This is a genomic window from Methanoregula sp. (genome assembly GCA_041645435.1).
In the GTDB taxonomy this organism is placed as follows: Archaea; Halobacteriota; Methanomicrobia; order Methanomicrobiales; family Methanospirillaceae; genus Methanoregula.
Map to the genome: position 1 here is coordinate 1 of JBAZQB010000007.1, position 23,732 is coordinate 23,732.

The 23,732-nt window shown below is 54.0% G+C and carries 22 protein-coding genes; 6 read left to right on the forward strand and 16 right to left on the reverse strand.

Annotated features, from left to right (window positions below; translation table 11 throughout):
* Nucleotides 1-267 precede the first annotated feature (267 nt).
* The 5 genes from WC593_13380 to WC593_13400 form a co-directional block, all read right to left on the reverse strand.
* The gene (locus WC593_13380; GenBank protein ID MFA4826138.1) at nucleotides 268-3,294 is read right to left on the reverse strand and encodes a hypothetical protein; all 3,027 of its coding nucleotides are present in this window, start codon (nucleotides 3,292-3,294) and stop codon (nucleotides 268-270) included.
* Nucleotides 3,295-3,314: 20 nt separating this feature from the next.
* A complete protein-coding gene (locus WC593_13385) occupies nucleotides 3,315-3,554 on the reverse strand; it encodes a hypothetical protein (GenBank protein ID MFA4826139.1) in 240 nt (79 codons plus the stop codon).
* Nucleotides 3,544-3,915: a hypothetical protein gene (locus tag WC593_13390; GenBank protein MFA4826140.1), complete on the reverse strand. Its 372-nt coding sequence runs from the start codon at nucleotides 3,913-3,915 to the stop codon at nucleotides 3,544-3,546. The genes WC593_13385 and WC593_13390 overlap by 11 nt, the downstream gene beginning before the upstream one ends.
* Complete coding sequence (locus tag WC593_13395; GenBank protein ID MFA4826141.1) at nucleotides 3,912-4,316, reverse strand: hypothetical protein; 405 nt, start codon at nucleotides 4,314-4,316, stop codon at nucleotides 3,912-3,914. The genes WC593_13390 and WC593_13395 overlap by 4 nt, the downstream gene beginning before the upstream one ends.
* A gap of 197 nt (nucleotides 4,317-4,513) precedes the next feature.
* Nucleotides 4,514-4,741, reverse strand: a complete 228-nt coding sequence (locus WC593_13400) for a hypothetical protein (GenBank protein ID MFA4826142.1) — start codon at nucleotides 4,739-4,741, stop codon at nucleotides 4,514-4,516.
* Between the two features lie 425 nt (nucleotides 4,742-5,166).
* On the opposite strand from WC593_13400, the gene WC593_13405 reads away from it, so the two are divergent.
* The 4 genes from WC593_13405 (at nucleotide 5,167) to WC593_13420 (ending at nucleotide 13,351) form a co-directional block, all read left to right on the forward strand.
* Nucleotides 5,167-5,559, forward strand: coding sequence for an ArsR family transcriptional regulator (locus tag WC593_13405; protein ID MFA4826143.1), 393 nt, complete (start codon nucleotides 5,167-5,169; stop codon nucleotides 5,557-5,559).
* 1,056 nt (nucleotides 5,560-6,615) lie between these two features.
* On the forward strand, nucleotides 6,616-10,092 hold the full coding sequence (locus WC593_13410) for a PAS domain S-box protein (protein MFA4826144.1): 3,477 nt from the start codon (nucleotides 6,616-6,618) through the stop codon (nucleotides 10,090-10,092).
* A complete protein-coding gene (locus WC593_13415; protein MFA4826145.1) occupies nucleotides 10,089-12,893 on the forward strand; it encodes a PAS domain S-box protein in 2,805 nt (934 codons plus the stop codon). The genes WC593_13410 and WC593_13415 overlap by 4 nt, the downstream gene beginning before the upstream one ends.
* Complete coding sequence (locus WC593_13420; GenBank protein ID MFA4826146.1) at nucleotides 12,893-13,351, forward strand: response regulator; 459 nt, start codon at nucleotides 12,893-12,895, stop codon at nucleotides 13,349-13,351. Before WC593_13415 ends, WC593_13420 begins: the two co-directional genes overlap by 1 nt.
* A gap of 127 nt (nucleotides 13,352-13,478) precedes the next feature.
* Here WC593_13420 and WC593_13425 read toward each other — a convergent pair whose 3' ends face one another.
* From WC593_13425 to WC593_13475, 11 genes are all read right to left on the reverse strand, one after another.
* Nucleotides 13,479-13,604 (reverse strand): hypothetical protein, encoded by a 126-nt coding sequence (locus WC593_13425; protein MFA4826147.1) that lies wholly within the window; start codon nucleotides 13,602-13,604, stop codon nucleotides 13,479-13,481.
* A 279-nt stretch (nucleotides 13,605-13,883) separates the two neighbouring features.
* Entirely contained in the window at nucleotides 13,884-14,342 is a 459-nt protein-coding gene (locus WC593_13430; protein ID MFA4826148.1) for a response regulator, read from the reverse strand.
* Nucleotides 14,343-14,423: 81 nt separating this feature from the next.
* Nucleotides 14,424-17,651, reverse strand: coding sequence for a PAS domain S-box protein (locus tag WC593_13435; protein ID MFA4826149.1), 3,228 nt, complete (start codon nucleotides 17,649-17,651; stop codon nucleotides 14,424-14,426).
* Nucleotides 17,652-17,662: 11 nt separating this feature from the next.
* The gene (locus WC593_13440) at nucleotides 17,663-18,697 is read right to left on the reverse strand and encodes an NrtA/SsuA/CpmA family ABC transporter substrate-binding protein (protein ID MFA4826150.1); all 1,035 of its coding nucleotides are present in this window, start codon (nucleotides 18,695-18,697) and stop codon (nucleotides 17,663-17,665) included.
* Between the two features lie 15 nt (nucleotides 18,698-18,712).
* Nucleotides 18,713-19,186: a response regulator gene (locus WC593_13445; protein ID MFA4826151.1), complete on the reverse strand. Its 474-nt coding sequence runs from the start codon at nucleotides 19,184-19,186 to the stop codon at nucleotides 18,713-18,715.
* Nucleotides 19,187-19,252: 66 nt separating this feature from the next.
* Nucleotides 19,253-19,429, reverse strand: a complete 177-nt coding sequence (locus tag WC593_13450; protein MFA4826152.1) for a hypothetical protein — start codon at nucleotides 19,427-19,429, stop codon at nucleotides 19,253-19,255.
* Between the two features lie 314 nt (nucleotides 19,430-19,743).
* On the reverse strand, nucleotides 19,744-19,896 hold the full coding sequence (locus WC593_13455; protein ID MFA4826153.1) for a hypothetical protein: 153 nt from the start codon (nucleotides 19,894-19,896) through the stop codon (nucleotides 19,744-19,746).
* Nucleotides 19,897-19,992: 96 nt separating this feature from the next.
* On the reverse strand, nucleotides 19,993-20,316 hold the full coding sequence (locus WC593_13460) for a DUF2933 domain-containing protein (GenBank protein ID MFA4826154.1): 324 nt from the start codon (nucleotides 20,314-20,316) through the stop codon (nucleotides 19,993-19,995).
* Between the two features lie 31 nt (nucleotides 20,317-20,347).
* Entirely contained in the window at nucleotides 20,348-20,608 is a 261-nt protein-coding gene (locus WC593_13465) for a hypothetical protein (GenBank protein MFA4826155.1), read from the reverse strand.
* A gap of 38 nt (nucleotides 20,609-20,646) precedes the next feature.
* Nucleotides 20,647-21,264, reverse strand: coding sequence for a hypothetical protein (locus tag WC593_13470; GenBank protein ID MFA4826156.1), 618 nt, complete (start codon nucleotides 21,262-21,264; stop codon nucleotides 20,647-20,649).
* A 413-nt stretch (nucleotides 21,265-21,677) separates the two neighbouring features.
* Complete coding sequence (locus WC593_13475; protein MFA4826157.1) at nucleotides 21,678-21,803, reverse strand: hypothetical protein; 126 nt, start codon at nucleotides 21,801-21,803, stop codon at nucleotides 21,678-21,680.
* A gap of 94 nt (nucleotides 21,804-21,897) precedes the next feature.
* On the opposite strand from WC593_13475, the gene WC593_13480 reads away from it, so the two are divergent.
* Together WC593_13480 and serS are read left to right on the forward strand one after the other, a co-directional pair.
* A complete protein-coding gene (locus WC593_13480; protein ID MFA4826158.1) occupies nucleotides 21,898-22,032 on the forward strand; it encodes a hypothetical protein in 135 nt (44 codons plus the stop codon).
* Nucleotides 22,033-22,431: 399 nt separating this feature from the next.
* A complete protein-coding gene (gene serS / locus WC593_13485; protein ID MFA4826159.1) occupies nucleotides 22,432-23,709 on the forward strand; it encodes a serine--tRNA ligase in 1,278 nt (425 codons plus the stop codon).
* The last annotated feature ends 23 nt before the right edge of the window (nucleotides 23,710-23,732 follow it).

Consider the following 23,732-nt stretch of genomic DNA (forward strand, 5'->3'; position numbering starts at 1 on the left):
GGGTCTATTCTTATCGATATTAATGAAGAATGGATTACCGGTAGCCGGTATTTATCTTTGAAGAGCGAGATGATCTCTTTGGATACTGAGGCTTCGGATTTTACAGCAATATAGAGACACTACCCAATTTTTTTGTGTGAGAGTAGCATTCGCAAAAAAATGCCTCAGCCCCTCAATTCATCCTTCACTAACTCTCAATCCGAATCCAGCCACTCCGCCCGGGCAACCCCGCAAACCGAACACTTCCCGACAACCCCCACCCCTCGCTCATACCGGAAAACATCCCCCGTGCCCGATAATGGAAACCGAAGCCGCCTGCTCCGCTACAACCGCCTTCACATAACATTCCTTACAAATCCTCCGGGCCCTCTGCTGATCCTTAGGCCGTGACCTACGCTCTTTGGTATATTTTTCATTATACCGTGATCCGTTCTTCCCGCAGACGTAACACGGAGTGTTCGGCTCCGGAAGATCAAGTTTTTTGTAATCGCTGGCTTTGATAGACCGGGGCGGACCCTTGTTTACAGCAGGGGGATCCGGATCCGGGCTTATTTCTGCACGTTTACAGCACGTGCTGTAAACCATCGGGTTGTGAGAAGAAGCCGGATTCTCATTTTGTGCAGCTCTGGGTGAAGATCGGTTTTCATTTACAGCAGATTGGAAATTATGGAGACACGGATCAGAACTTTTTCCGGCATTTTCGTTTCCTCCATAATTCCGGTTTTGCTGTAAATAAAGTTCCTGTTGTACAGAATTATTATCAGAATCATTCTCGTTGCAGGAACCGGGCGCAGAAGAAGCCCCGTTTTCATTTACAGCAGATGCTGTAAAACTGCTGTAAACGTGCTGTAATGCTGTAAATGACCCGGCACCACCAGCGTCATCGCCATTGTCCGGATCGCGGTCGAGCCAGCAGGCCCCTCCGTTCGACCAGTGCCGGTAAATCTCACGGTTCCAAATGAACGCCTCGGTCCTCCGGCGAATCGTTACCCCGTCATCGTCATTCACGCTCACGGTACGGTCGGTGAACGAGAGGGCGGGGCATTTCTCCAGGAGTCCCGTGTAATTCTTCCCCCGACTATCGTAGCCTTTGATCATCCGGTAGATTCCCATGTAGGATTCGCCGGTGTACTGCTGGAGATCCTGTATGGTAAATTCCCAGAGTTTTGATTTCTCGATAATCGCGAGCAGGTCGGACTCCTTTTTCGTCATCTTGGATTCCTGCCCGCCGGCCGTACCGTTCAGGAGCGTGAAGACTTCGGCAGCGGCAGCAAAATCGGTCTCATCCGCATACACGCAGAGCGTCCCGTCACTGCCGGTCTTCCGCCGGCGCTGCTGGTAGTAAAGAACGGCATTGCTCTTGATCAGGTCGTAAAGCATGTCGGGATTGCGCCGGTTGCAGATCGCATTGAACCGTATCCGTTTCGAGAAGGGAATAATGACCCAGATCAATTGTCCGTGCAGGATCTCCCAGATGGCCCTGCATGTTTTCAGATCGTCAGATTCCTCAACGAATGAATCCGGGTCGAGCATCTCCCGGGCCTGCTTTGCCGCAAGCACCCGGGCCTGCTTTGCCGCAAGCACCCGGGCATCCTGCGCAGCGGATTCATCAATCCAGCAGGTAAGCATCCGGTTCATCACCTGATCGTCACCGGTTCCTTCCTTCTTCGCAATCCACCAGACGCACCGCTCGGGAATCGTGCAGACCCGGGAGTTCAGATCCTTTGTCACGGTCGTGTGCGTGATCGGTTCGTGGAAGTTGGAGGTCGCGGACTTCAGGATCTCCTGGAGCCCGTCCGAGAGATCGATATCGTCGCTCATCAGGACCGTCCGGGGCCGGAGGTCTTTCATGTAGTAGAGCGCCTTGTTGCTCACCGTGCCTTTTACCTTGTACCGGTCCGGCACCTGGCGCATCATCTTCTTGAAGGCATGGGACTTGCCTTTGCCGGAGTCACCGGTCACCGAGACATGGAGCCCGTCCGAGTTCTTGACCGCCTGCGATGCCATCGAGAGGATCATGCACCGGGCAAGGATCTCATCCCCGACATGTTCCCCGGCAAAGGTTTTGAGCATCAGCGCCACCGGGTCGCCGTGCTCCAGCACATCGAGCGCTGCGGCCCGGGTATCGTGATTTACCGGATCGGTGGGCGGGATTGTCGCTACGTCCGGATCGGATGGTTCCGCTGTCGGGTCCGGGCGGTTTTTTGCCGGTCCCGGGTCATCCGCTCTGGCCTTTGCCCGGTCCTTCCGCCAGGTCTTTTGTTTCTGCTCCCAGTCCTTCCTCTTCGCCATCCGGTCCGGTTCAATCCGCTCGCGGAGTTCCTGCCACCGCTGCGTTCCGCCGCCACAGGACGTATGTTTGCACCCGGCAAAGACCGCGCCGTTTCCGAACTGGATCAGAAACGCCCCGTCCTTATGGCCCGATGAGAACGGGCACTGGTCAAGGACAAAAAGCGTGCCGCCACTGTACGGTTTTTCGGACCGGACACCGATCCTGTGTTCCGCGAGCCAGTGACGCAGATCAAATCCTTTGTTCTTTACACCGGTCGGGACTGGCAGGGCATGCTGTTCGGTGGGAAGCCTGCCAGCGAGATCGCGGAGCTGTTCAACTGTCGCACCATTCAGCTCCTCCGGGGCCGCGAGAATCCGGCTTCTCCGGTGCGGACGATCCGGTGTTGAGTCGCCCTTCCGGGAGATCGTGCCGTAGAGTTTCCAGATGCGGGCTGCGTTGAAGTTCGCGGTATCCACGGTCACCCGGTCATCGGAGAAGAGCGCATCGAGGGTTGCGAGGCACTCCCTGATAAGTGCGGTTGCGCGGTCATCATTTGGCAGGTCAATGCGATAGAGCAGATGGGCCCCGTTCCCGCTGTCCGCGTGGATTGGTTCCGGGAAGCCGAGCCCGGCCATCCACTGGGCAATCTCTTCCGCTTTCGCAAGAGCAAGCCCGTGCTCTTCATCAGTACTCGAAACGCCGCTCGGACGCAGCGGGTCTATGTCGATGGGAAGCCAGCGGCGGCAAAGGATATCCGCATCGCTCGTTGTGCTGTCCTTCTTGCCAAGGTGCACCTTGATCCGGTTCGCCCGGCGTGAGAGCAGGGCCGGGTTCACGACATTGAGCGTAACGTAAATACCGTGAACGGATGGATCGGTATCGAGCGGCTCAACTGCCCGCACGAGCGCGGCGGGATCGTTAAAGTACCCGCTGTGGGTGTACTGATCGGTGAGCGCCCGGACTTCGATGACCTGCCCGGGCTCGGCGAGCCGGGTAAGTGCATCACGGAGATTGGCATCCACACGTCACCCCCGATACCGGATTATTCATCCGGATCGCCTTTTTCCAGGGCTTGCGTATCCAGATTCTGCCGGACTGCATGCTCGTCGAATGTCTCGACCTTGATGCTGTAGCAGTGATGCATTTTCCGTTCAACATTGATCTGGAAGACCGACTCGCGCTTCTTCCGGATCTCTTCCGCTATGGTTTTCGGAATAAGATAGAGCGGAATTCCCTCAATCTTCTCAATAGAAACACCCGGCGTCCCGTCTTCAGGAAGCATAGATCGCCACCTCGTTAATTTCCGCTGGCAGCACTTCGAAACAGTGGACAGATCCATTCGGTGAAAGGACCCAGATCTCGCAGCGGATGAAAACCGTTCCCGGCGCCATCGTGAGTAAGGACCGGAACTGGCAGATCTCGAACGCACAGAGCGACTTCACGGAAGAAACGCTCACTGCCCCGTGCGCCTCCCGGCATTTGATGGCGAGCGCCTCGTAATCGCCCCGCATCCCAAGCAGATGGAGTGCTATGTATTGCGAGAGGAAACTGTTCTCCACCGGCTGGACCGGTTCATAGCCCCGGTACACAAGAATCTCCAGGGCCCGGTCTTGTGCGGCATCGATGACACGTTCGGCGATCATGCCACGCCACCCGGCACCGTCACGGTCGGATCGTTTGTCGGGAATTTCGGAATCTCACGGATGTAGTGTTCCAGTACCTCAAAACACCGGAACCCGTACGAGATGGTATAGATCCAGATTTCATAATGGCGTTCTGATGCCGGCACATGCCCGGACATGTGCCTGCGGAACAGCCGGATCGAGACCCGGTATTTCCGCTCAATATCGATAATTGTGGAGGGCTGGTTGGTAATTTTCCAGAGCCGGATGAGACGCATCTCACCGGAAGGCAGGGTTGCGATCAGATGAGCCGGGGGTTCCAGTTTAAGAAAACCGGGCGGGAGGATGCGGACAGAATAACCGTGAAGCTGCAACTGTTCACGAGCCACGTCTTCCATAAGTGCACAACGACGGCTCGTCATGATGCGGGTACTCCAGTTGCAGTCAAGAGAGTTTCAATTGACAGCGCTATAACGTTCAGAGGTTCTTCGTGAATTTTTTCGTTCAATTCATACGGGGTAACCGGGGTATCGTTGTATCTCTCGAATCGTACAGATGTATTTGACATTTTGACCATCTTCTTCAGGTATGCATTCAACTGCGCTCCAACGACACGCGGTCAGATCCCGACTCGTATCGGTATTGTGCGAATCATTATTCCGATTGTGCCGGTCTGACCCATGGCGAGCGCCGGTGAAAATATCCGGACCTGGTGTGACAGGTAATTCAAATGCCTGCCCGCCATGAGAGAGAACCGGCAACCGGTTAATGCGGGCAGGAAACGAAGACCCGGGCGGGCAAAGAAGAGAAAACCGGCATGTGGCTGCTCATCGGCCGGTGCTGCCATCCATGAGCCGGATTATAGCCGGGGATTGATCCGGTGCAAGTCTTTGGAAAAGGACGTTTATCGCTCGTACCAGGTTTGGATCTTTCCATCACCGCAAGAGAAAATGCCGTGATTGTTTTCGATGCGATCGTTACCTCAATTTGTGCCTTCTGGTAGAGATCCCAGTTCATTGTAATGGTTATATAAAACAATAATTCTTTATAGCATTTATTGAACCAGATGTCACCCAATTGGTTTTGATACAGAAAAATTTACCGGTATATTATCGCTCATTTCGCTATTCCTCATCATTGCGATATTTTTTAGCAGGCCGGTTACAATGCTCGAAATCGCCGCGGTGGAACGAGTAATGTTCCCGCTCTGGGATTCAAGCATAAATGTTTTTAAACATATAATAATAGATAAATTGAAAATCAGAAGCGGTGATGAAGATGCGGGAAGAGAGAATAATATTATTTTCGGACAGGGAAGAGGAGATTGTCAATCTGCTCATAAAAATTGGCACCGGGAGAAATATTGCATCAACGCTCGTGTTTCTTGCACGTACACACGAAGCAACGTCCCGGGAAATTGAGCGCGGGACCACCATGCAACAGCCCGCAGTAAGCATAGCCATGAAATATCTTATCGAGCGGCACTGGGTCACATCCTGTGAAATCCCTTCCGTGTGGAAAGCACGTCCCATGAAAAAGTATTCCCTGGCAATTTCGTTCAAGGAAATCCTGGCAGTCATAACGAAAGAGAAAAAGAGGGAAGCGAACAATCATCTGGAGGTTATCCAGAAACTCCGGGAAGAGATAGTTACGGTCCCTGTATGACCTCATCTTCGTCCATTTTCCCTCCCTTCCCGGAATATTTCCCGAAAAATATGACCTTCATATCCACCGTTGTATTGGCGATTCTCAGTACCGGACAGAGTGAAATAGGTCGCAAAATCCGGGGCTGCCGGAACACCAGGAATGGCCATTGTATGAGGTGGATTTCAGCCGAATTTTGGCCAATAGAGCAAGATTTAAGCATATTTTCCACAGGAAGTGAAATGGAGGATTTTCCGGGGTTTTCTGGAGAGGTCAATTTGCAAAAAAGAGGAAACAGAGCCCGATTTGAGCTTATTTTCCCTGAGGGGATTTACCCCCATTTTCGAAGGTCTACGACACAAAAAAAAAGAGGGGTCAGACCCCCATCCCTGGGTCCGGCACGGGGCTGCATGGGCGCGAGGGGAGATAAAATCAGTGACGCCACGGATGCGCTCAAACATGCATTGAACGATGAGGATGAAATAACACGGGGAAAAAGCCGCAGAAGCCCTGGGAAAAATTACCGGGAATTAAAACCAGCTTGTCGAAATACCATTCAACGAACATTTACATCGAAGCGCGGAAGCAGTTCCTGGAAAATCTGACAGGACCTTGAAGAAGAAACACCCAACGGTGCTTCGAAATATGAGAATTTAACGTGGAGAGATTGAAGATCGAGGTGAATGTATCCGGTTCTTTGATATATTTCTCAAATCCCCGGGGAATGATGATGTGTCATTCAGGTGCTGTTAATTTTTTTTAAGAGAATTTGGGAAAAACAAAAGGCTGCCATCATATTTCACCATTTTTCAGGGAAACCGTTGGCAAAAAAATAAAAAAATCCCCCTTTTTTCTTGAAAAATTATTTATATAAAATCATCCCTTGGATTATTACTGGCGATTTGAAATAGATGCGTGCAGAGTAGAGTAATATTTCATTAACCCACAAACAGATCCCGATCTGACTTCGGAATCCTATTGACCTCCGGTTTCCCCACACCCTGTTCCGCCGGACCCGTAAAAGAGCAGGATCCTCAGGCACGCTGTCTAGATTATGCTGGTGGTGGGGGAGTAGGTTTGGATACAACAGGGTTACCTCCGGACAATCTGGTTCCGCATGCACAACTCGGGTGGCTGAACGGGAAAATCGGGAAAATTCTGGGCCTTTTGCTTATCCCGCTCTCCCTTGGTATTATCGCACTTCTTGCCGCAGCGAATCCGGCAACGGTCTATGACCTTCCCTTCCTGCTTTTAGTATTAAATACCGGGTTTATCGGGGTAATCTCCCTCATCATCGCCCATCTCGCGGGCCGGGTCTATACGAGAAATGGTTCGGTCAGCATCTTCATGATGGGATCCGGCTTACTCGTCTTTGGCCTCGGCTCCATCGTGACCGGTTGGGCCCTTCCCACAAGCGGGGGTCCGAACTTGGCAGTCACGATCTATAATACCTGCGCCTGCATCGGTTCGATCCTTATCCTTGCCGGGGCCATCCTTAATCTGCCGGGCCCGGTACGCTGGAACGGCAGAGGGGACAAACGGATCGTTGCAGCAGCATATACCGGCATCCTGGTATTCGTGGCACTCTTCAGCCTTGCAGCCATTCAGGAACAGATCCCCCTTTTCTTTGTCCAGGGTGTCGGCCCTACCGCACTCCGGCAGGTCATCCTTGAAAACACGGTCGCGTTCTTTGGATTGGCATCTGTGCTGGTCATGGTCACGTATCGCAGGGGACGATCGGATTTTTTCTTCTGGTACTCGATCTCGCTCGCGCTGATCTCAATCGGGCTTCTGGCAGTCCTGATCCCCTCCCCCGTTGGGAGCCTTATCGGATGGGGGGGACGCTCCGTCCAGTATCTCGGTTTTGTTGTAGCCCTCTATGCAGTCCTGCTTGCCCGGAGGGAATCAAAGGAAAAATGCCTGCCTCTCGATATAATTCTTGCGAATTTCTTTGTCGATGCAGAACAGAATTACCGGCAACTGGTAGAGATGGCAAATGATCCCATCGTTACGTTCGATGAAGAAAACCGTATCCTCCTTTGGAACGCGGCGGCCGAACGGATGTTAGGGTATACGCGGGATTACGCGATCGGGTCGTCGTTTCCGGATCTGGCAATCGACACCCGGTTCATCACGGTCATTGAAAAGAGCAAAGAGGAACTTTCTCAGGGGGACCTGTCCGTCCCTGTTTCCGGATCCATGGAGATTTCCTGCAAACGGAAAGACGGGACACTCCTGCCGGTCGAACTGACCATCTCCCGGCGCTGGCAGGAGGGGAGACTGGTCCGTACCGCGATCCTCCGGGATTTGACCGCGCGGAAACGCCTTGAGGCAGAACTCCTTGCCGCAAACGAGGGGCTCGAAACAAAGGTGCAGGAACGGACCGCGGAACTCGGGCGTACATCCGAATCTCTTCGTAGTGCCAATGAACAGTTGCAGGCATCCAACGAGCAGCTCGCTGCCGCGGAGGAGGAACTCCGGGGGCAGTACACGGCGCTTGCAGAACAGGAGTCCCGCATCCGGGAGAGCGAGGAGCAGTTCCGTCAGGCATTCGAACATGCCGGTGTCGGTATGACGCTGACTGCCACGGACGGCCGCATTCTCGACGCGAACGAAACCCTCTGTTCCATGCTCGGGTATTCTGAAGAAGAACTCTTACAAAAGACCTTCCGTGACATCACCCACCCCCATGATATCGCATCAAACGACCAGCAGGTTGATCGGGCCGTCAGCGGGAAGCAGAACGTGATCCGGTTCGACAAGCGCTACCTCCACCATGACGGCCACATCATCTGGGCAGCCGTAAGCTCGGTGCTGCTCCGCGATGATACAGGAAAACCGAAGTTCTTCATCACCCATATCAAGGACATATCGGAGCGCAAGGCGGCGGAAAAGACGATTGCCGATTCCTATGACATGATTGTTGCCTCCGAAGCAGAGATCCGGCAGCAGTATGCAGCTCTCTCTCAAAAAGATGAGGAGATTAGAACCCTCAACCGGGACCTTGAGCGGAAAGTGGAGGAGCGGACAGCCGAGCTCCAGAGGGTGAACGAGGAACTCATAAGTTCCGAAGAAGAACTGCGCCGTCAATTCGAGATCCTTGAAGAGCGGGACCGGCAGCTGGCGGAGAGCGAGGAGCGGTACCGGCATCTCGTGGACTTCTCACCGGATACCATCGCGGTCCACCAGGACGGGGTCTACGTGTACATGAACCCGGCAGGCCTCAGGCTCTTTGGGGCCACTGCTCCGGATGAGATTATCGGGAAAAAGGTGCTTGACCTGATCCCCGCGGAGGACCGGGATCTTATCGCGTCCCGGATCCGTGCCGTGGAGGGGGAGGGGCACACCACGCCGGTCCGGGATGTACGGGCCCTGCGTCTCGATGGCACCATCGTGGATGTGCAAAGCACCGGCACCGGGATCCTGTTCCAGGGCCGTCCCGCTGTGATGGTCGTGCTTCGGGCCATCACCGAAAGGAAACGGGCGGAAAAGGCTGCCGAAGAGGCCCGGATAAAAAACGAAGAGTCGCTTGCCCTGTTCAAGTCGCTCTACGAGAACGCCCCGATGGGTTTTGCATTCCTTGATCAGGATTTCCGGTACCAGTACATCAACCAGCATCTCGCGGAGATGAATGGAATACCGGTTGTGGATCACCTTGGTCGGAGATTTGAAGAGATGGTCCCGGAGATCTGGGGCACTGTACGACCGGTCTTCGAGCAGGTCCGCGACATGAAAGTTCCGGTCAGCAACATCGAGATCCAGGGAGAGTCCCATACATCTCCCGGCACCACGGGCTACTGGCTGGAGAGCGTCTATCCGGTTACACTGCCGGATGGCGGTTTTCTCGGGTTGGGCGTGGCGCTCCTTGACATCACCGAGCGCAAAAAGATGACTGCGCAAATCGAAACCTCGCTTGCTGAGAAGGAGACGCTCCTCAAAGAGGTCCATCACCGGGTCAAGAACAATCTCCAGATCATCACGAGCATCCTCAATCTCCAGATCCGGACAATGGATGATCCAGGTATGATCGAAACCTTGAAAGACAGCCAGAGCCGGGTGCGGACCATGGCGCTTGTCCACGAACACCTCTACCGGGGCGAGAGCCTGGCCCAGATTGACCTCGGGAATTATATCCGTGCCCTGGGAACCGGGCTCTTCCAGACGTATGAGGCTTCAAACCGGGGGATTACGTTTGATCTGGACATCCCGAAAATTTCCGTAGACCTCAATACTGCCATTCCCCTCGGTCTCATCAGCAACGAACTGATCACAAACTGCCTGAAATATGCATTCGCGAACAAGAAAGACGGGAAACTCAGTATCTGTGCTGCCATGGATTCCGCGTCCCTGCAATTTGTCGTAGCTGACAATGGTATCGGTCTGCCGGAGTACATCACGCTGGAGAACCAGGCCACGCTCGGGCTCCGTCTGATAAATACGCTGACCGACCAGCTGGATGGGACAGTTACCATCGACCGGACTGCGGGCACGAAGTACTCATTTATGTTCCCTCAAAAAACCGGAACGAACCCACTTGGAAAAACCACGAAATGACAACGACTAGGACTGCATGGAAAAAGAAAGATCTCCTGATCATCCCTGCTGTTTTCCTTACAACAGCAGTAATCCTTATCGGATTCGAGATGGTGGAAGACTGGCTGGATGTCACAAACATTCTTCATGACGGAGTGATACATTTCGGTCTGATCCTGGTTATCTGCATTGCCGTTGCGCTGGTCGCGTATGGGGTTCTTGTCCGGATGGGTTCCCTTACCCGGGAACGTGACCGGATGGAGGAGGACCGGGTAGAGAGCGCAAGGCGGTTGCGTTACCTGGTCACTTCCAGCCCGGTTACCCTGTATACCTGCCGTGCGTCGGGGAATTATGCAGCAACCTTCGTCAGCGATAATATCACCGAAAACCTTGGCTACGTACCCTCTGATTTTACCGGCGATCCGGACTTCTGGCAGCGCAATGTACATCCGGACGATGCTTCATTCGTAGCTGAGGGCATGTCACACCTGACAGAAAAGGACCAGGTGGTTCTTGAATACCGGTTCAGGCACAAGAACGGGACGTGGCGGTGGATCCAGGATACCCTCCGCCTTATCCGCAACAAGGACAAGACCCCCCGCGAGATTATCGGCAGCTGGAGTGATGTCACGGATCGCAAACAGGCAGAGGAGCAGCTGAAAGCAGAAGAAGAGAAGTTCCGGCTCCTGATCATGAACTCGATCGATATCATCACGGTTCTTTCACCGGAAGGAATCCTTCTCTACAACAGCCCGTCATTAACAAAAATCCTGGGGTACCGTTCCGAAGAACTCGATGGAAAGGATCTGATGGAGATCCTCCACCCGGACGACCGGGTCATGGTCCGGGAGAGCATCACCTTTGCCCATGGACATCCCGGAAGCCTCGTGTCCCCGGTGTTCCGGATCCGTCACCGCAACGGGTCGTGGCGATGGGTGCAGTCCGGGGCGATATCTGCCGCCATGCCGGGATACGGGCAGGTCATCATTGCAAATTCCGGCGATATCACGGAGCAAAAGAAGGCTGAAGATGCATTGAGGGAAAATGAGGACAGGCTGAAAAAACTCCTCGATCATCTTCCGGCCGGCGTGCTGGTCATCGATGCGGCGGACCATACCATCATCAAAGCCAACCGGAAAGCCGTCGTGCTCATCGGCGCCCCCGAATATGAGATTACCGGAAAGGTATGCCACCAGTTTGTCTGCCCGGCCGAAGCCGGAAAATGCCCCATATCGGATTTCGGCCAGACCGTCGACAATTCCGAGCGGGTACTGCTGACAGCAGCCGGTGGCCGGATCCCGATCATCAAAACGGTAATCGAGGAAGTGTCTGGCGGCCGCCCGGTTCTGATCGAGACATTTTTTGACATCACCGATCGCAAACAGGTGGAACGTGCCCTCCGCGAATCTGAACTGCGGTACCGGACGATCTTTGAATCCTCCCGCGATGCCATCATGACCCTTGAACCCCCCTTGTGGAAGTTTACCTCCGGCAACCCGGCTACAGTGCAGATGTTCATGGCACAGGACGAGGCTGAATTCACCTCCCACGGGCCGGGGGACTTCTCGCCGGAGTTTCAGCCTGATGGCCGTGAATCCTGGGAAAAAGCCATGGAGATGATCGAATCTGCCATGCAGGACGGCACCCGTTTCTTTGAGTGGACCCACAAGCGGCTCAATGGCAAAGACTTTCCCGCGACCGTGCTCCTCTCCCGTATAGAACTTGCCGGAAAGACATTCCTCCAGGCAACGGTCCGGGACATCACAAAGAGCAAACTGGCCAAAGAGGCAATCCGTGAATCCGAGAAGAAATTCCACGCCGTCTTCGATGCGGCACGCGACGGCATACTCATTGCAGACCCGGAAACACACCGGTTCGTCATGGCAAATGCCGCCATCACAAAACTGACCGGCTATTCTGAAGAAGAACTCCTCAGCCTCTCTATTCCCGATATTCATCGCCCGGCAGACCTGCCATATGTCATTGGGGAATTCGAAAGACAGAGTCGTGGGGAGATTGACCTTTCTTCCGACATTCCGGTGCTGCGGAAGGACGGCACAATCTTTTATGCAGACATCAACTCATCCCCGTTCTTCCTCAACGACAAAAAGTACATCCTCGGGAGCTTCCGGGACGTGACGGAACGCAATGCACGGGAGAAGAAACTCACACGTCTCCAGAAAGAAAAAGAGATCCTCCTGCGTGAACTCCACCACCGGGTCGGAAATATCCTCCAGATGGCAGTCAGCATGATGAGGACGGGAATCCGCCGGGAAAGTAACGGACAGGTCCGGTCCGTGCTTCTCGATACCCAGATACGGCTGAATGCCATCGCAGCCACGTTTGAGAAGATCTATTATTCCGAGGACATCAGCCGTGTCAATCTCCAGAACGTGATCACGGCCATTGTCAGCTTCCTCAAAAGCACCTGCGGCAACACGGTCCAATACGTAGACATCGATATCCGGATCAACATCAGGGAACTTGGTGTCGACCTTGCCCTGCCGCTTGCGCTTATTACCAGCGAACTTATAAGTAATTCCTTGCGGCACGCGTTTCCCGATGGCCGGAGCGGGACGATATCTCTCACCATATCCGAAAAAAATGACGGTTATATCCTTCTGTCCATGAGTGATGATGGGAGGGGGCTTCCGGCAGGGATCAATCCTGCTGACAGTGATACGATCGGATTCGGACTTGTCAGGATCCTTGCAGACCAGGTTGGAGGGAGGTTGGATTATTCAAGCGGGCAGAGCGGACTGACCGTAACCCTTGCAATGCCACGTAAAGCCGAATCTGACAAATCAGGAGAAAATAATTAATGGCAGAAAAAGCACGGATCCTTGTTGTTGAGGACGAACTGCTGGTGGCCGATGACCTGCGGGAGATACTGACCGGGTCCGGGTATGAAGTTGTCGGAATAGTAAATTCGGGGACAGGCGCAATACGTCTCGCCGGTGAACATCACCCCAATCTCGTGCTGATGGACATCAACCTGAACGGGGAGATGGACGGTATCACGGCTGCTTCAGAGATCCGGTCCCGGTGGAGTATTCCGGTCATCTATGCCACGGCTTATGCCACCCGGTCTATTGTCGACCGGGCAAAGAAAACCGATCCATTTGGCTTCATCTTCAAACCCTATAACGAGATGCAGATCGAGATGGCCATAGAGATTGCACTGAATTTTGCCCGGATCGAACAGCAGCTGCGGGAGCACAAGGAGAGCCTCCGGTTACGAAAAGACACCCCATCCGGACCCGTCAGCCCCGCGTCATGACTCGGCATGGGTTTCAGACTATCCCCAGATACATCCGGATAGCTCCAAAAGAGGGAGGCACCGGTAACAGAAGGTTTGAAAACATCACACCCTGCTCCGATCTATTCAGTTACCGGAATTGCCGGTATCAGTTCACGGGAGAGATTGCATGGAGGGCAATTGCCGGCTGTTCTTCAAGGATTATATAAAAGACCGTGCCTTGCTCCGGAAGCCGCTCGATGGTGCCCCACTCCTGCTGCACCAGCAGGGACACGAGCTTCAACTCGAGGGTACGCAGGTTGATCTTCCCATGTGTCCCGATCGCCGGGCAGATACTGATGTCAAATCATCTCCCATTATGCTGCCTCTCGAACTGCGGCGGTGTCCCGGACCGTATCACATCATCAATATCCCCGGTATGTACCGTAAAACCGGTTGGAATTCCGGGGTCGTCCAGGAACCGCCCGGAACCGCCCGGACACATCACCTCCGGTTATACTCGCCAGCCGGGCCATGGCATCGTTATACTCGACAATTCTTGCATCCCTGCTGATCAGTACCAGCGCATCGGTTGTTGCCGTGAGGAGCGCTTTTTATCCTGTTCGCTCTCCTTGAGCAACAGTTCAACCCGGTGCTTGCTGACCGCCATCTCGATGCTGGCCCGGGCCTGCGCACACTCAAAGGGTTTGAAAAGGTAGCTGTAGGGGGTCGTCTCACTGGCTTTTTTCACGGTGCCGCTGTCAGAAAAGGCCGAAAGATAAATAACCGGAATGTCGTGGGTATCCCGGATGATCATCGCACACTGGATCTCGTTCATCTCTCCCTTCAGGTAGATATCCATCAGGATAACATCCGGGTGAACATTAGGGATGACCGCGAGAGCCTCTTCACCGCTCGGGACAATGACCGGAACATCATACCCGAGTCGTTCAAGGGTTTCCTGGATATCGGCTGCTACCAGGGCCTCATCCTCGACCACGAGAACGCGGATTTTTGGTATCGTATCATTCATGGTACTGCACCTTATGATGGAATGGGATTCTCCCTGCCTGCAGGTTCATCGCCACCGGGATTCAGGAGCCCCATGGATATCCTACCGTTCCTCACGCTTTGCCGGGATCGTCAGCCGGAACAGCGTGCCGCCATCCCGTTCGAGTTCCACGGTCCCGTTCAGCTGGTCGGTGAGCATGGTCACGATGTGCAACCCCAGCGTCTTCGTATTCTTCCAGTCGAAGTCCGCAGGGATGCCGGCGCCGGTGTCCCTGACCGTGAAAAGCATGGAATTCTTTTCACATGATCCGCTGATGGTGATTTCTCCGCTCTTCCCTTCCGGGAACGCATACTTCATCGCATTGGAAACCAGTTCGTTCATAATCAGCCCCAGCGGGATCGCCTGGTTGATGTCGACCGTGATCCCTTTCATGTCCACTGCGATCCGGACCTGTCCCTTGTTGACCTCGAACATGAGGATGAGCTGGTTCACCAGCGTTTTGATGTAATCGTCGAAATCAATGGAAGTGAGATCGGTCGAGCGGTAGAGTTTCTCATGCACGATCGCCATCGAGCGGATCCGGCTCTCACTGTCCGTGATATGGTGGAGTGTTGCCGTGTCCGCGATCTGGTGCTTCTGGAGCCGGAGCAGGCTGATGATGATCTGGAGGTTGTTCTTGACCCGGTGATGGACCTCTTTTAAGAGGAGATCTTTCTCGGCGAGGGTTTTGTTGAGCTGGCTTGTACGATCGATGACCCGCTGTTCGAGGACCGTGTTTAAGGACCGGATCTCCGCCTCCATCAGTTTGCGTGAGGTGATGTCGTGGAAGATGCCGAGGACGCCGGTAATAGTCCCGGTTTCGTCACGGATCGGGGTTTTTATCGTGGAGATCCAGGACTCGTTCCCGTCCGCGACATACCGTTCCTCAAACGTCCGGACCTCCCCGGCATCCATGACCGCCCGGTCGTCAGCACGGTATTTCTCCGCCAGGTCCCGGGGATAGAACTCGAAGTCGTTCTTTCCTGCGATTGTTCCGGGCATAATACCGAGATCGCGGGCATAGAGGTCGTTACAGGAAACATAGACAAGATCGGAATTCTTGATAAAGATCTTCTCCGGGATATTTTCCACAAGGGTACGGTACTTGGACTCGCTCTCCTTCAACTCGTCTTCTGCAGCTTTGCGCCCGGTAATATCAGTAAAGGTTGTGTAGACCCGGAATGGCGTTGTCATACCAGGAAGGAACTGGGGGGTTGCAGCGATCCAGATCCAGTGCAGCCGGTCATCCCGGGGATTGCGGATTCCCATGGTAACTCCGGTGATCGGTTTTCCGGTCCTCAAGGCTGCCATCGAGGGATACTGGTCCCCGGGGAATGCCAAACCATCTTCGCGGATCGCTTCCCAGCGTGGATCGACCGATGTTCTTCCCTGCATCTGGTCAAGGGACAGGCCAAGGATGCTCTCCGCTGCCGGGTTTGCTTCGGTTATTTTACCGGAGGAATCCTGGTAGACAACGCCCTGTGTCATGGTCTCGAAAAGGTTCCGGTACCGCTCTTCGCTCTCGCGGAGCGATTCTTCAGCCTGTTTCCTCCGGATCGTCTCCCCAAGCGGCAGCGCCACATCTTCCATGGTCCGGACCATATCAAGCGGGACCATATTCTCACGATGATCGTTGAACTGCACGAGCCCGAGGATCCCGGCCGAAGTCCGGATCGGGATTAATGCCACCGACTCGTACCCCATTGCGTTGCAGACATTGCGGGTATGCCCTTTATCCTCCTCGGATACCGTGGCAAGAAACCTGCTCGTGCCATTGCACCAGAAGGATCCGTTCGGCGTGGCGACTGGCAGGCCGGGGTTGATTGTTCCCTTGATGACGTAGATGCACATGCATTCATCGGATTTGATGGACAGCGGCGTCTCGCTCTCGTAAAACGGCATCGGGAACCCCTTGTGTGCCTGGTACGGGATGTTCCCCTCCCCATCGAGGAGACGGATGCCGACCGCCTCGCAGCCGGAGAATGCCATGAACTCGTCAACAAACCCATCGAGCATCTCCTGCAGGGAGCCGGCCTGATTGGCGATCTGGTAGATCCTGGCGGTCAGGGATACGATCTGTTCTGTATGCTTACGGGCGGTGATATCTGAGTGCATAACAAGATTGCCGGTATGCCGGCCTGTCGTGTCATTGATCGGTGATGAATGGGCAAGGGTCCAGAATACCGAACCGTCCTTCCTGCGCCACCGGAATTCTCCTTGGATTTTTTTGCCGGCCCTGAGATCAGCCCGTACCTGAACTATCCGGCCATCCTCGCCGGGGACCATGAAATCCATGGTGCTCCTGCCGACAATCTCCTCCCGTGAATACCCCAGCATGTCGGCCATCTTCTGGTTGACAAAGACAAAACCGCCTTCCGGTACACAAATGGCAATGCCTTCCTGCGCTGTCTCGATGATATTGCGGTTCTTCTGCTCGCTCTCCTGCAGTGCCTTCTCCCTCCCGGCAAGTTTTTCATAGTTCTCGCGAAGTTCCTCTTCGGTTGCGGTCAGTTGCTCGTAAGAAGCGTACAGTTCCTCGTTCTTCCGCTGCAGTTCCCCGTCAGCCGCTTTCCTGTTGGCAGTCATGGTATTGAACGACGAGGCGAGATACCGGAACTCGTCATCACCGTTCTCCGGAATCCGGAAGTCGAGATCACCTGACCCGATAATTCTTGTCCCGGCCTCAAGCTCGGATACTGCACCAAGGATACGCCGACCAAGGATTAAAAAAATTGATACGAGAATGAGTGAGACGGCTCCCATCAGAACAATGGTAAGTATCAAATGGACCTTCTGATCCCGTTCCAGTTCTGTCCGTATTATCTGCGAGAGACGCGAGGCATCAAAGGCAATACCCATGTTCTGGACTGCGATCCGGCTCCATGACTGCCGGATGAAAGCAGTGCTGGGGGGTGCATTCCCGTTTGCCTCTGTCTCTTGTACCGACAACGAGATCTCGGAGAAGATCTCCTTCAGGTGTTGCTGGTTAGCCCTGATATTCCTGATGAGCTCCTGCTCCTCCGGGCGTGTAGTATCCAGCAGCGAGAGGTCGTCGGACAATGCGGCATTTTTTGACTCCCACTGGACCCGCTGCCGTTCATTGCCGTAGAGCAGGTAGTCATTCGAGATCTGGTTGAGCTCGTAGGCGTCCAGGGTTATCCTGTCAGCAATCTCCATCTGGAGGGTCATCCGGTCAACCTCCTGCATGCTGGAGATGACGGATAAACTGAGTATGAGAAATATCCCGATGAAGACCACCACGCTGATAATAAATTGTGTTCGGATCTTCATGGGGGATCACCTTAACGGATGATATTCACCGATCCCGGTTTTACCGTGTTCATGCCATCGGGATACAGGTAATTGAGAAAATTAGGTATCTCTTTATTGTCCGTTTGGTTGTTCGCAATTATCCACCGGGCTTCATCCTCCATGGCAAGGATAAGCGACTGGTCAAGGGAAAGGGAGAACTGGTGTTCCGGCCAGACTGATGCCATGTATGAATCGCTCATGTTCAGATTTTTCCGGACAATCGCTTTTGCCTCATCGGGATTTTTGAGGGAATACCTCTCGGCCTCTTCTAGCGATAAGAGGAGCCTGCGGATTGTATCAGGATGCCCCTCTGACCAGTCCTTCCTTATTGAGATGATGTTGTACGTTGCCTGATTGTTTTGTGATGGCCAGACCGTGTAATTGCCATCCAGTGGGCCAATCTTTGATTCGATAACAAATTTCCGGGTTACTAATGCATCGACGCTGCCATTACCGGTAAATTCCGGTATTGACTGTGCCGGGAGCTTGTCTACGAGCGTGACATCCTGCTTATTTATTCCATTCAGATCGAGGAATCTCGCGATATAAAACTCTCCAATCGTTTTCCCAGGCACAGCGATCCTTTTTCCACGGAGATCGGAAATGTTCACTATGCCCCGGTCTTTCCGTGCCACGACATAGGTACCGTAATATTTATTGATTGATCCGACAACGAGGAACTCCTTTTTTTCCAACACATCAACGACAAATGGATATTCAGCGGAGAGGGATATGTCCACATCGCTGGTCTCCATGCCATGTATTGCAGCTGCCCCGTTAGGATATTTCCGCAGGGTAAGGTTGAGACCATTTTTGGTAAAATAGCCCTGGTCTTCGGCAACAAAGATCAATGCGGAGGATTCATCTGAAGTTGAACCGATACTGACCTGATCTGGGGTCCCGGAGAAACCTGCGGGGGGTTGGGAAAAATACCATGCCCCGGCCAGGATTAGGATAACGCAGGCAACAATGATGAGAATATTCCGCGTTTTTTTCTGGTCCATCCTCACTTCACCTTCTTCCATCTTCTCAGCTCCCGGTCAGCGCAGTGTCCCGGCAATGCGCCATCCCCCTTCGGGCACCGAAATCTCGAACCGGGCTCCGCAGCCCGGCTCCCCGTTCTCCGTGATCGTCATCCGCGTGATGGCAAGGATCTCGCGCGAGAGGTAGAGACCAAGGCCGGTATGTTTCCCGAACCCCCGCTCGAAGAGGCGGGGCCGGCACTCTTGGGCGATTCCGACGCCGTCGTCCTCGCAGGAGATGATAAGATCGTGGCCCGACCAGCGAGAGCGGAACGTCGGGTCCTTCCGGCACTCCCGCAGGAAGACGAACCCGTCCATACCGGGCATCAGGATATCGGAGACGATCCCGTCAAACGGCTCCCTTTTCAGTTTTTCGAGCGCCTCGGCGCCGCCAGCGGCCGTGACAACGTTGTATCCCCCGCTCCGCAGCAGGATCTCAAGGAAGTCGCGGTCTTTCGTATCGTCGTTTGCTATCAGCAGCTTCGTTTTCATCGGTGTCCCCGGTATCTTCCGGCTCTCTTGTTTTCCCTTAGGATTCCTGCACGGGTTCACGTTCCTTTAAGAGTGTGCCTTCAGGCCGGCCTGCCCCGGTGGACTGAATTGTCCCGGCCGGGAAATGCCCGTTACGGCTTCCCGGTGCCCTGACAGCGAACAGGAAACCACGATCTTACGTATCGTAACCCGGGTCAATTCCTCCCTGCCCTGCGTACCCGTGGACAGCAGTGGCCGGGACATCCCCTGCTCCTGCTAAGGATTACCGCACCTCATCCGAGCAGTATGCGTGAATATCGACAGAAGACCTATATCTCCATTCAGGCACTTCACAATTTTCAACTCAAAATTTGCAGCACATGGTCTTGCACTGCCACCCTCGCCCGGGGGCTTCGGGTATATTCCCGGTGTTTCCCGTAAAAAGAGTAAGGACAAGAAACCCGAGCGGAGTACGTGAAATGCCCCTCTGGATCCCTGTACGGAGCCGGCATACGGGTCCCCCTATCCGGTTCAGGATCGTACCTGGCGGTACGACCGGCTTTTTTCCAGAGTTTCAGTTATTGGTACAGCAGGAAAAAATACACAACGGCAATGATGCAGATAATCAACAGTCCCCAGATAATGGACGAGGTCAGGCCGCTCACTAGCAGGACGCCGGCGCTGACAAGAACTGCCCCGATGGTGATGATCCGCTCATTTTTCATGGCCATGGATATCCACTTCCAATAATCCGGTGCTGGAGTGCCTGTCCTGGCAAGGTCTTCCCCGGCCGCCCGGGAAAAACCGGGCCTGGTGCGGACGACGCCTCAGTGACACCCGCCACCGGGCTTTTCTTTCTCATCCTCACCCACCCTGCCCTTCCCTTCATCCGCATCTCCCTCTTTCGTTCCGGGTTCACCATGACTGCCGTGACTCCCGTGGCTGCCGTGACCCATCCCGCACATGACCAGGTGGAGCCCGATAAAGATCACAAGGAAGATGATCGTTGAATACGCTGCAAGGTGAGCCTGGTGCTCAATAATAAAGTATGCGGCTATGATGATAAGGAGGGTGACCAGAATATAGCCAAATATGCCCAGTCTCCTGAACCATCCCCCAATGCCACTCATGTCCCCGCCACAGCAACCCATGATTATCCCTCCCCCGGGAAAACTCGATCTTTCATGTATTTTTCTCTCCTTTGGTAAAGTAATTGTATATGTACGCAACCGCCGCGCCGCCAATCAGACCGTATACGAACATCCAGAATGTCATGATGCAGGCTCCGAACCATGACGGTGACCATCCGGGATGCAGCGGGCCGGCAAGGCTGACCCATGCAAGCCCGGTCCCGGTGATGACAACAACATGGGCGATTACGAAAGTGAAAGCCCCGATGACGATTCCCGATGCAAGTGCCAGTGCTTTTACGCTGAACTGCATTTCATCTCCCCAGCTACGGACCGGCGCGAAAAAAATTATCAGGGTTTCTGCTCTGGCCTGAGCTGACGGTGAAGCCAGATGACCAGAAGGATACCAACAACCAGCCATACGATGAAGAGCAGTATTGCCAGGAGATACCCAAGCCACATGAGTCCCGAATTCATCATGCCCATCATACCGTAATTCTGGCCATAGCCGCCACCCATCATACCCGGGTACCCGTACTGTCCATAACCGCCCATCATGCCCGGGTACCCGCCCGTGGTGGAACCGTATCCCACGGCCAGACGGGACACCATCATGTTCGAAGGTCCGGGATACTGGTTCATGAGTTCGACCATGCGCTGCTGGCCAGCGGTGTCAAGGCTGCCTGCCATCATCCTCGTGACCAGGTCCTGCATCTCGGCATGCGTGGTATTTCCCATGGCACGAATCTCCACCGATTCCATCATCTTTACCCCGCCGGAACCCATCATGCCGTACCCTGCATTCCCGTATCCCGCGTTCCCGTACCCGTACATCATTCCCGGGTAGAAACCCGCACCATCCGTGGCCGGGCTATCTGCTGTAACGATTCCTCCGATACCGGATGCAAGGACAAGCACCAGAAGAATAACGACAGCCGTCCTCACTTTACCTGAATATTTTTTTTTCATACTTTGAATCCGTCCTCTTTTTATGAATTCGGGAAACCCGATACCGGGGTCACGGTGTATAATCCCATAATTATTCCGGGAGAAACTGACTCCCCCGGAATAAATATACGGGATCTCCCGTGATCATTTCCCTGAATGCGAAATAGGGGAAAAACCAGATAAAACCGCGTTGGTGTTTCAAAAAATGAGACAAAAAACAGAACATACCGGTTTCCTATCTTCCGGGCATCGCATCTCTTTTACCAGAGTACATACCCGGCATCCCCGGAAGGATGCCCGGGTACGAAAACAGGAGGAAAGAAAAAAGAGGGATGCCGATTTGCCGGCAAATAATCTTGTAAAAACCCGGTTTGTCGAACCCGGTGACGGGTTCGGATTTCCCCCCCCTGTGAATCCCTAGCCATAATTATCCATTAATCAGCGACGAGCATTTCGCGGGAGCGGTATGCGGGGAGCGAGCAGGAGCAGCCGCTTGCGCCGGAGCAGCGCGACAAGCCGGGGGCATCAACATCCCGGGAAATTGAGCGCGGGACAAACACGCAACAGCCCGCAGTAAGCTTAGTTATCAAGGATCTTACCGAACGGGACTGGGTAAAGTCCGCTGAAATCCCTTCCGTGTGGAAAGGCCGGCCCGTGAAAAAGTATTCTCTGGCAATTTCGTTCAAGGAAATTCTGGCAGTCATAACGAAAGAGAAAAAGAGGGAAGCAAACAATCATCTGGAGATTATCCAGAAACTCCGGGATGAGATCGTTACGGTTCCCGTATGACTTCATATCCGGGCATTTCCCCCCCTTCCCAGAATATTTCCCGAAAAATATGACCGTCATATCCACAGTTATTTTGGCGATTCTCAGTACCGGACAGAGTGAAATAGGTGGCAAAATCCGGGGCTGCCGGAACACCAGGAAGGGCCATTGTATGAGGTGGATTTCAGCCGGATTTTGGCAAACAGGGCGATAATTGGGCATATTCTCCAAAGGAAGTGAAAAGAAGAGATTTACAGGGTTTTCTGGAGAGGGCCGGGATATGAAAGTGGGAAACCGGGCCCTCACAGGGCTTGTTTTCCCCCGGGTATCCGACACCCAAAAAACCCGGAAAAAACAATACATTATGTGGGATAATCGTCTAATAATAAAACGATACGCTCGCAAAGAAGGTATTTTTCCATGCTTGACATCAGGTTTGTACGGGCCAGCCCGGATATCGTAAAAGCCGATCTCCGGAAGAGAAATGATCCTGAGAAAATCCAGTGGGTCGACGACCTGCTTCTTAAGGATGCCCGTTCCCGGGAACTCAAGGTCGAGACGGACGTGCTCCGGCAGCGCCGCAACACCATTGCCCGCGAGATCAATGCCGCAAAGAAAGCCGGGCAGGACGCAGGCGCGCTCATGGCAGAGGCAGCAGCGCTTCCCCAGAAGATCCGCGATCACGATACCGAACAGGAGGAGATCCGCACCACCGTCAAATCCTATCTCATGCGCCTCCCCAACATCCTCCACGAGAGCGTTCCCGTGGGAAAAGACGATACGGAGAATGTCGAGCTCAAAAAAGTCGGCACTCCGCGGACGTTTGACTTCGAGATAAAAAACCACGGCCAGCTCGCATCGGAGCAGGGCTGGGCGGATTTCGAACGGGCAACAAAGACCAGCGGCGCCGGTTTTTATTTCCTGAAAGGCAGTCTCGTCCTCCTGGATCTTGCGCTCCAGCGGTATGCCATCGACCTGCTGGTGAGGAAAGGCTTCACCCCGGTTATCCCGCCCTACATGATCAACCGGACCTCCTACGAAGGCGTGACCGATCTCGGCGACTTCGAGAAAGTCATGTACAAGATCGACGGGGACGATGCTTACCTGATTGCAACGAGCGAGCACCCGATCGGCGCAATGTTCCAGGACGAAATCTTCGAGGAAAAAGACCTGCCCTTAAGGCTTGCGGGAATCTCCCCGTGTTTCCGCCGGGAGATCGGCGCGCATGGCCTGGACACGAAAGGTCTTTTCCGGGTTCACCAGTTCACGAAAGTCGAGCAGTTCGTGTACTGCATGCCGGAGGATTCCTGGCAGATCCATGAGGAACTCCTCGCCAATGCCGAAGAAGTGTTCCAGAGCCTTGGCCTCCCCTACCGGGTGGTCAATATCTGTACAGGCGATATCGGCACGGTTGCTGCAAAGAAATACGATATCGAGGCCTGGATGCCGCGTGAGGATGCGTACAAGGAAGTTGTCTCGTGCAGCAACTGTACCACCTACCAGGCAGTCCGGCTCAATATCAAGGTCCGCGACAAGAGTGAGTTTGAATCCAAGCAGCACCTCCATACCCTGAACTCCACGGCAATCGCAACGTCCCGGGTTATCCGGGCAATCCTTGAAAATTACCAGGAGTCGGACGGGACCGTCGTGGTCCCAAAAGTCCTTGTGCCCTACATGAACGGGCATGAAACGCTCTGATCGAAGGCTTGCAGAACCATAAG

What these genes read in the sequence shown, in the direction of transcription:
- WC593_13385 (MFA4826139.1), bottom strand. Translation starts at nt 3,554, where the DNA reads ATGCTTCCTGAAGACGGGACGCCGGGTGTTTCTATTGAGAAGATTGAG.
- WC593_13390 (MFA4826140.1), bottom strand. Translation starts at nt 3,915, where the DNA reads ATGATCGCCGAACGTGTCATCGATGCCGCACAAGACCGGGCCCTGGAG.
- WC593_13395 (MFA4826141.1), bottom strand. Translation starts at nt 4,316, where the DNA reads ATGACGAGCCGTCGTTGTGCACTTATGGAAGACGTGGCTCGTGAACAG.
- WC593_13400 (MFA4826142.1), bottom strand. Translation starts at nt 4,741, where the DNA reads ATGGCAGCACCGGCCGATGAGCAGCCACATGCCGGTTTTCTCTTCTTT.
- WC593_13405 (MFA4826143.1), top strand. Translation starts at nt 5,167, where the DNA reads ATGAAGATGCGGGAAGAGAGAATAATATTATTTTCGGACAGGGAAGAG.
- WC593_13415 (MFA4826145.1), top strand. Translation starts at nt 10,089, where the DNA reads ATGACAACGACTAGGACTGCATGGAAAAAGAAAGATCTCCTGATCATC.
- WC593_13420 (MFA4826146.1), top strand. Translation starts at nt 12,893, where the DNA reads ATGGCAGAAAAAGCACGGATCCTTGTTGTTGAGGACGAACTGCTGGTG.
- WC593_13430 (MFA4826148.1), bottom strand. Translation starts at nt 14,342, where the DNA reads ATGAATGATACGATACCAAAAATCCGCGTTCTCGTGGTCGAGGATGAG.
- WC593_13435 (MFA4826149.1), bottom strand. Translation starts at nt 17,651, where the DNA reads ATGAAGATCCGAACACAATTTATTATCAGCGTGGTGGTCTTCATCGGG.
- WC593_13440 (MFA4826150.1), bottom strand. Translation starts at nt 18,697, where the DNA reads ATGGAAGAAGGTGAAGTGAGGATGGACCAGAAAAAAACGCGGAATATT.
- WC593_13445 (MFA4826151.1), bottom strand. Translation starts at nt 19,186, where the DNA reads ATGAAAACGAAGCTGCTGATAGCAAACGACGATACGAAAGACCGCGAC.
- WC593_13450 (MFA4826152.1), bottom strand. Translation starts at nt 19,429, where the DNA reads ATGTCCCGGCCACTGCTGTCCACGGGTACGCAGGGCAGGGAGGAATTG.
- WC593_13455 (MFA4826153.1), bottom strand. Translation starts at nt 19,896, where the DNA reads ATGGCCATGAAAAATGAGCGGATCATCACCATCGGGGCAGTTCTTGTC.
- WC593_13460 (MFA4826154.1), bottom strand. Translation starts at nt 20,316, where the DNA reads ATGGGTTGCTGTGGCGGGGACATGAGTGGCATTGGGGGATGGTTCAGG.
- WC593_13465 (MFA4826155.1), bottom strand. Translation starts at nt 20,608, where the DNA reads ATGCAGTTCAGCGTAAAAGCACTGGCACTTGCATCGGGAATCGTCATC.
- WC593_13470 (MFA4826156.1), bottom strand. Translation starts at nt 21,264, where the DNA reads ATGAAAAAAAAATATTCAGGTAAAGTGAGGACGGCTGTCGTTATTCTT.
- serS (MFA4826159.1), top strand. Translation starts at nt 22,432, where the DNA reads ATGCTTGACATCAGGTTTGTACGGGCCAGCCCGGATATCGTAAAAGCC.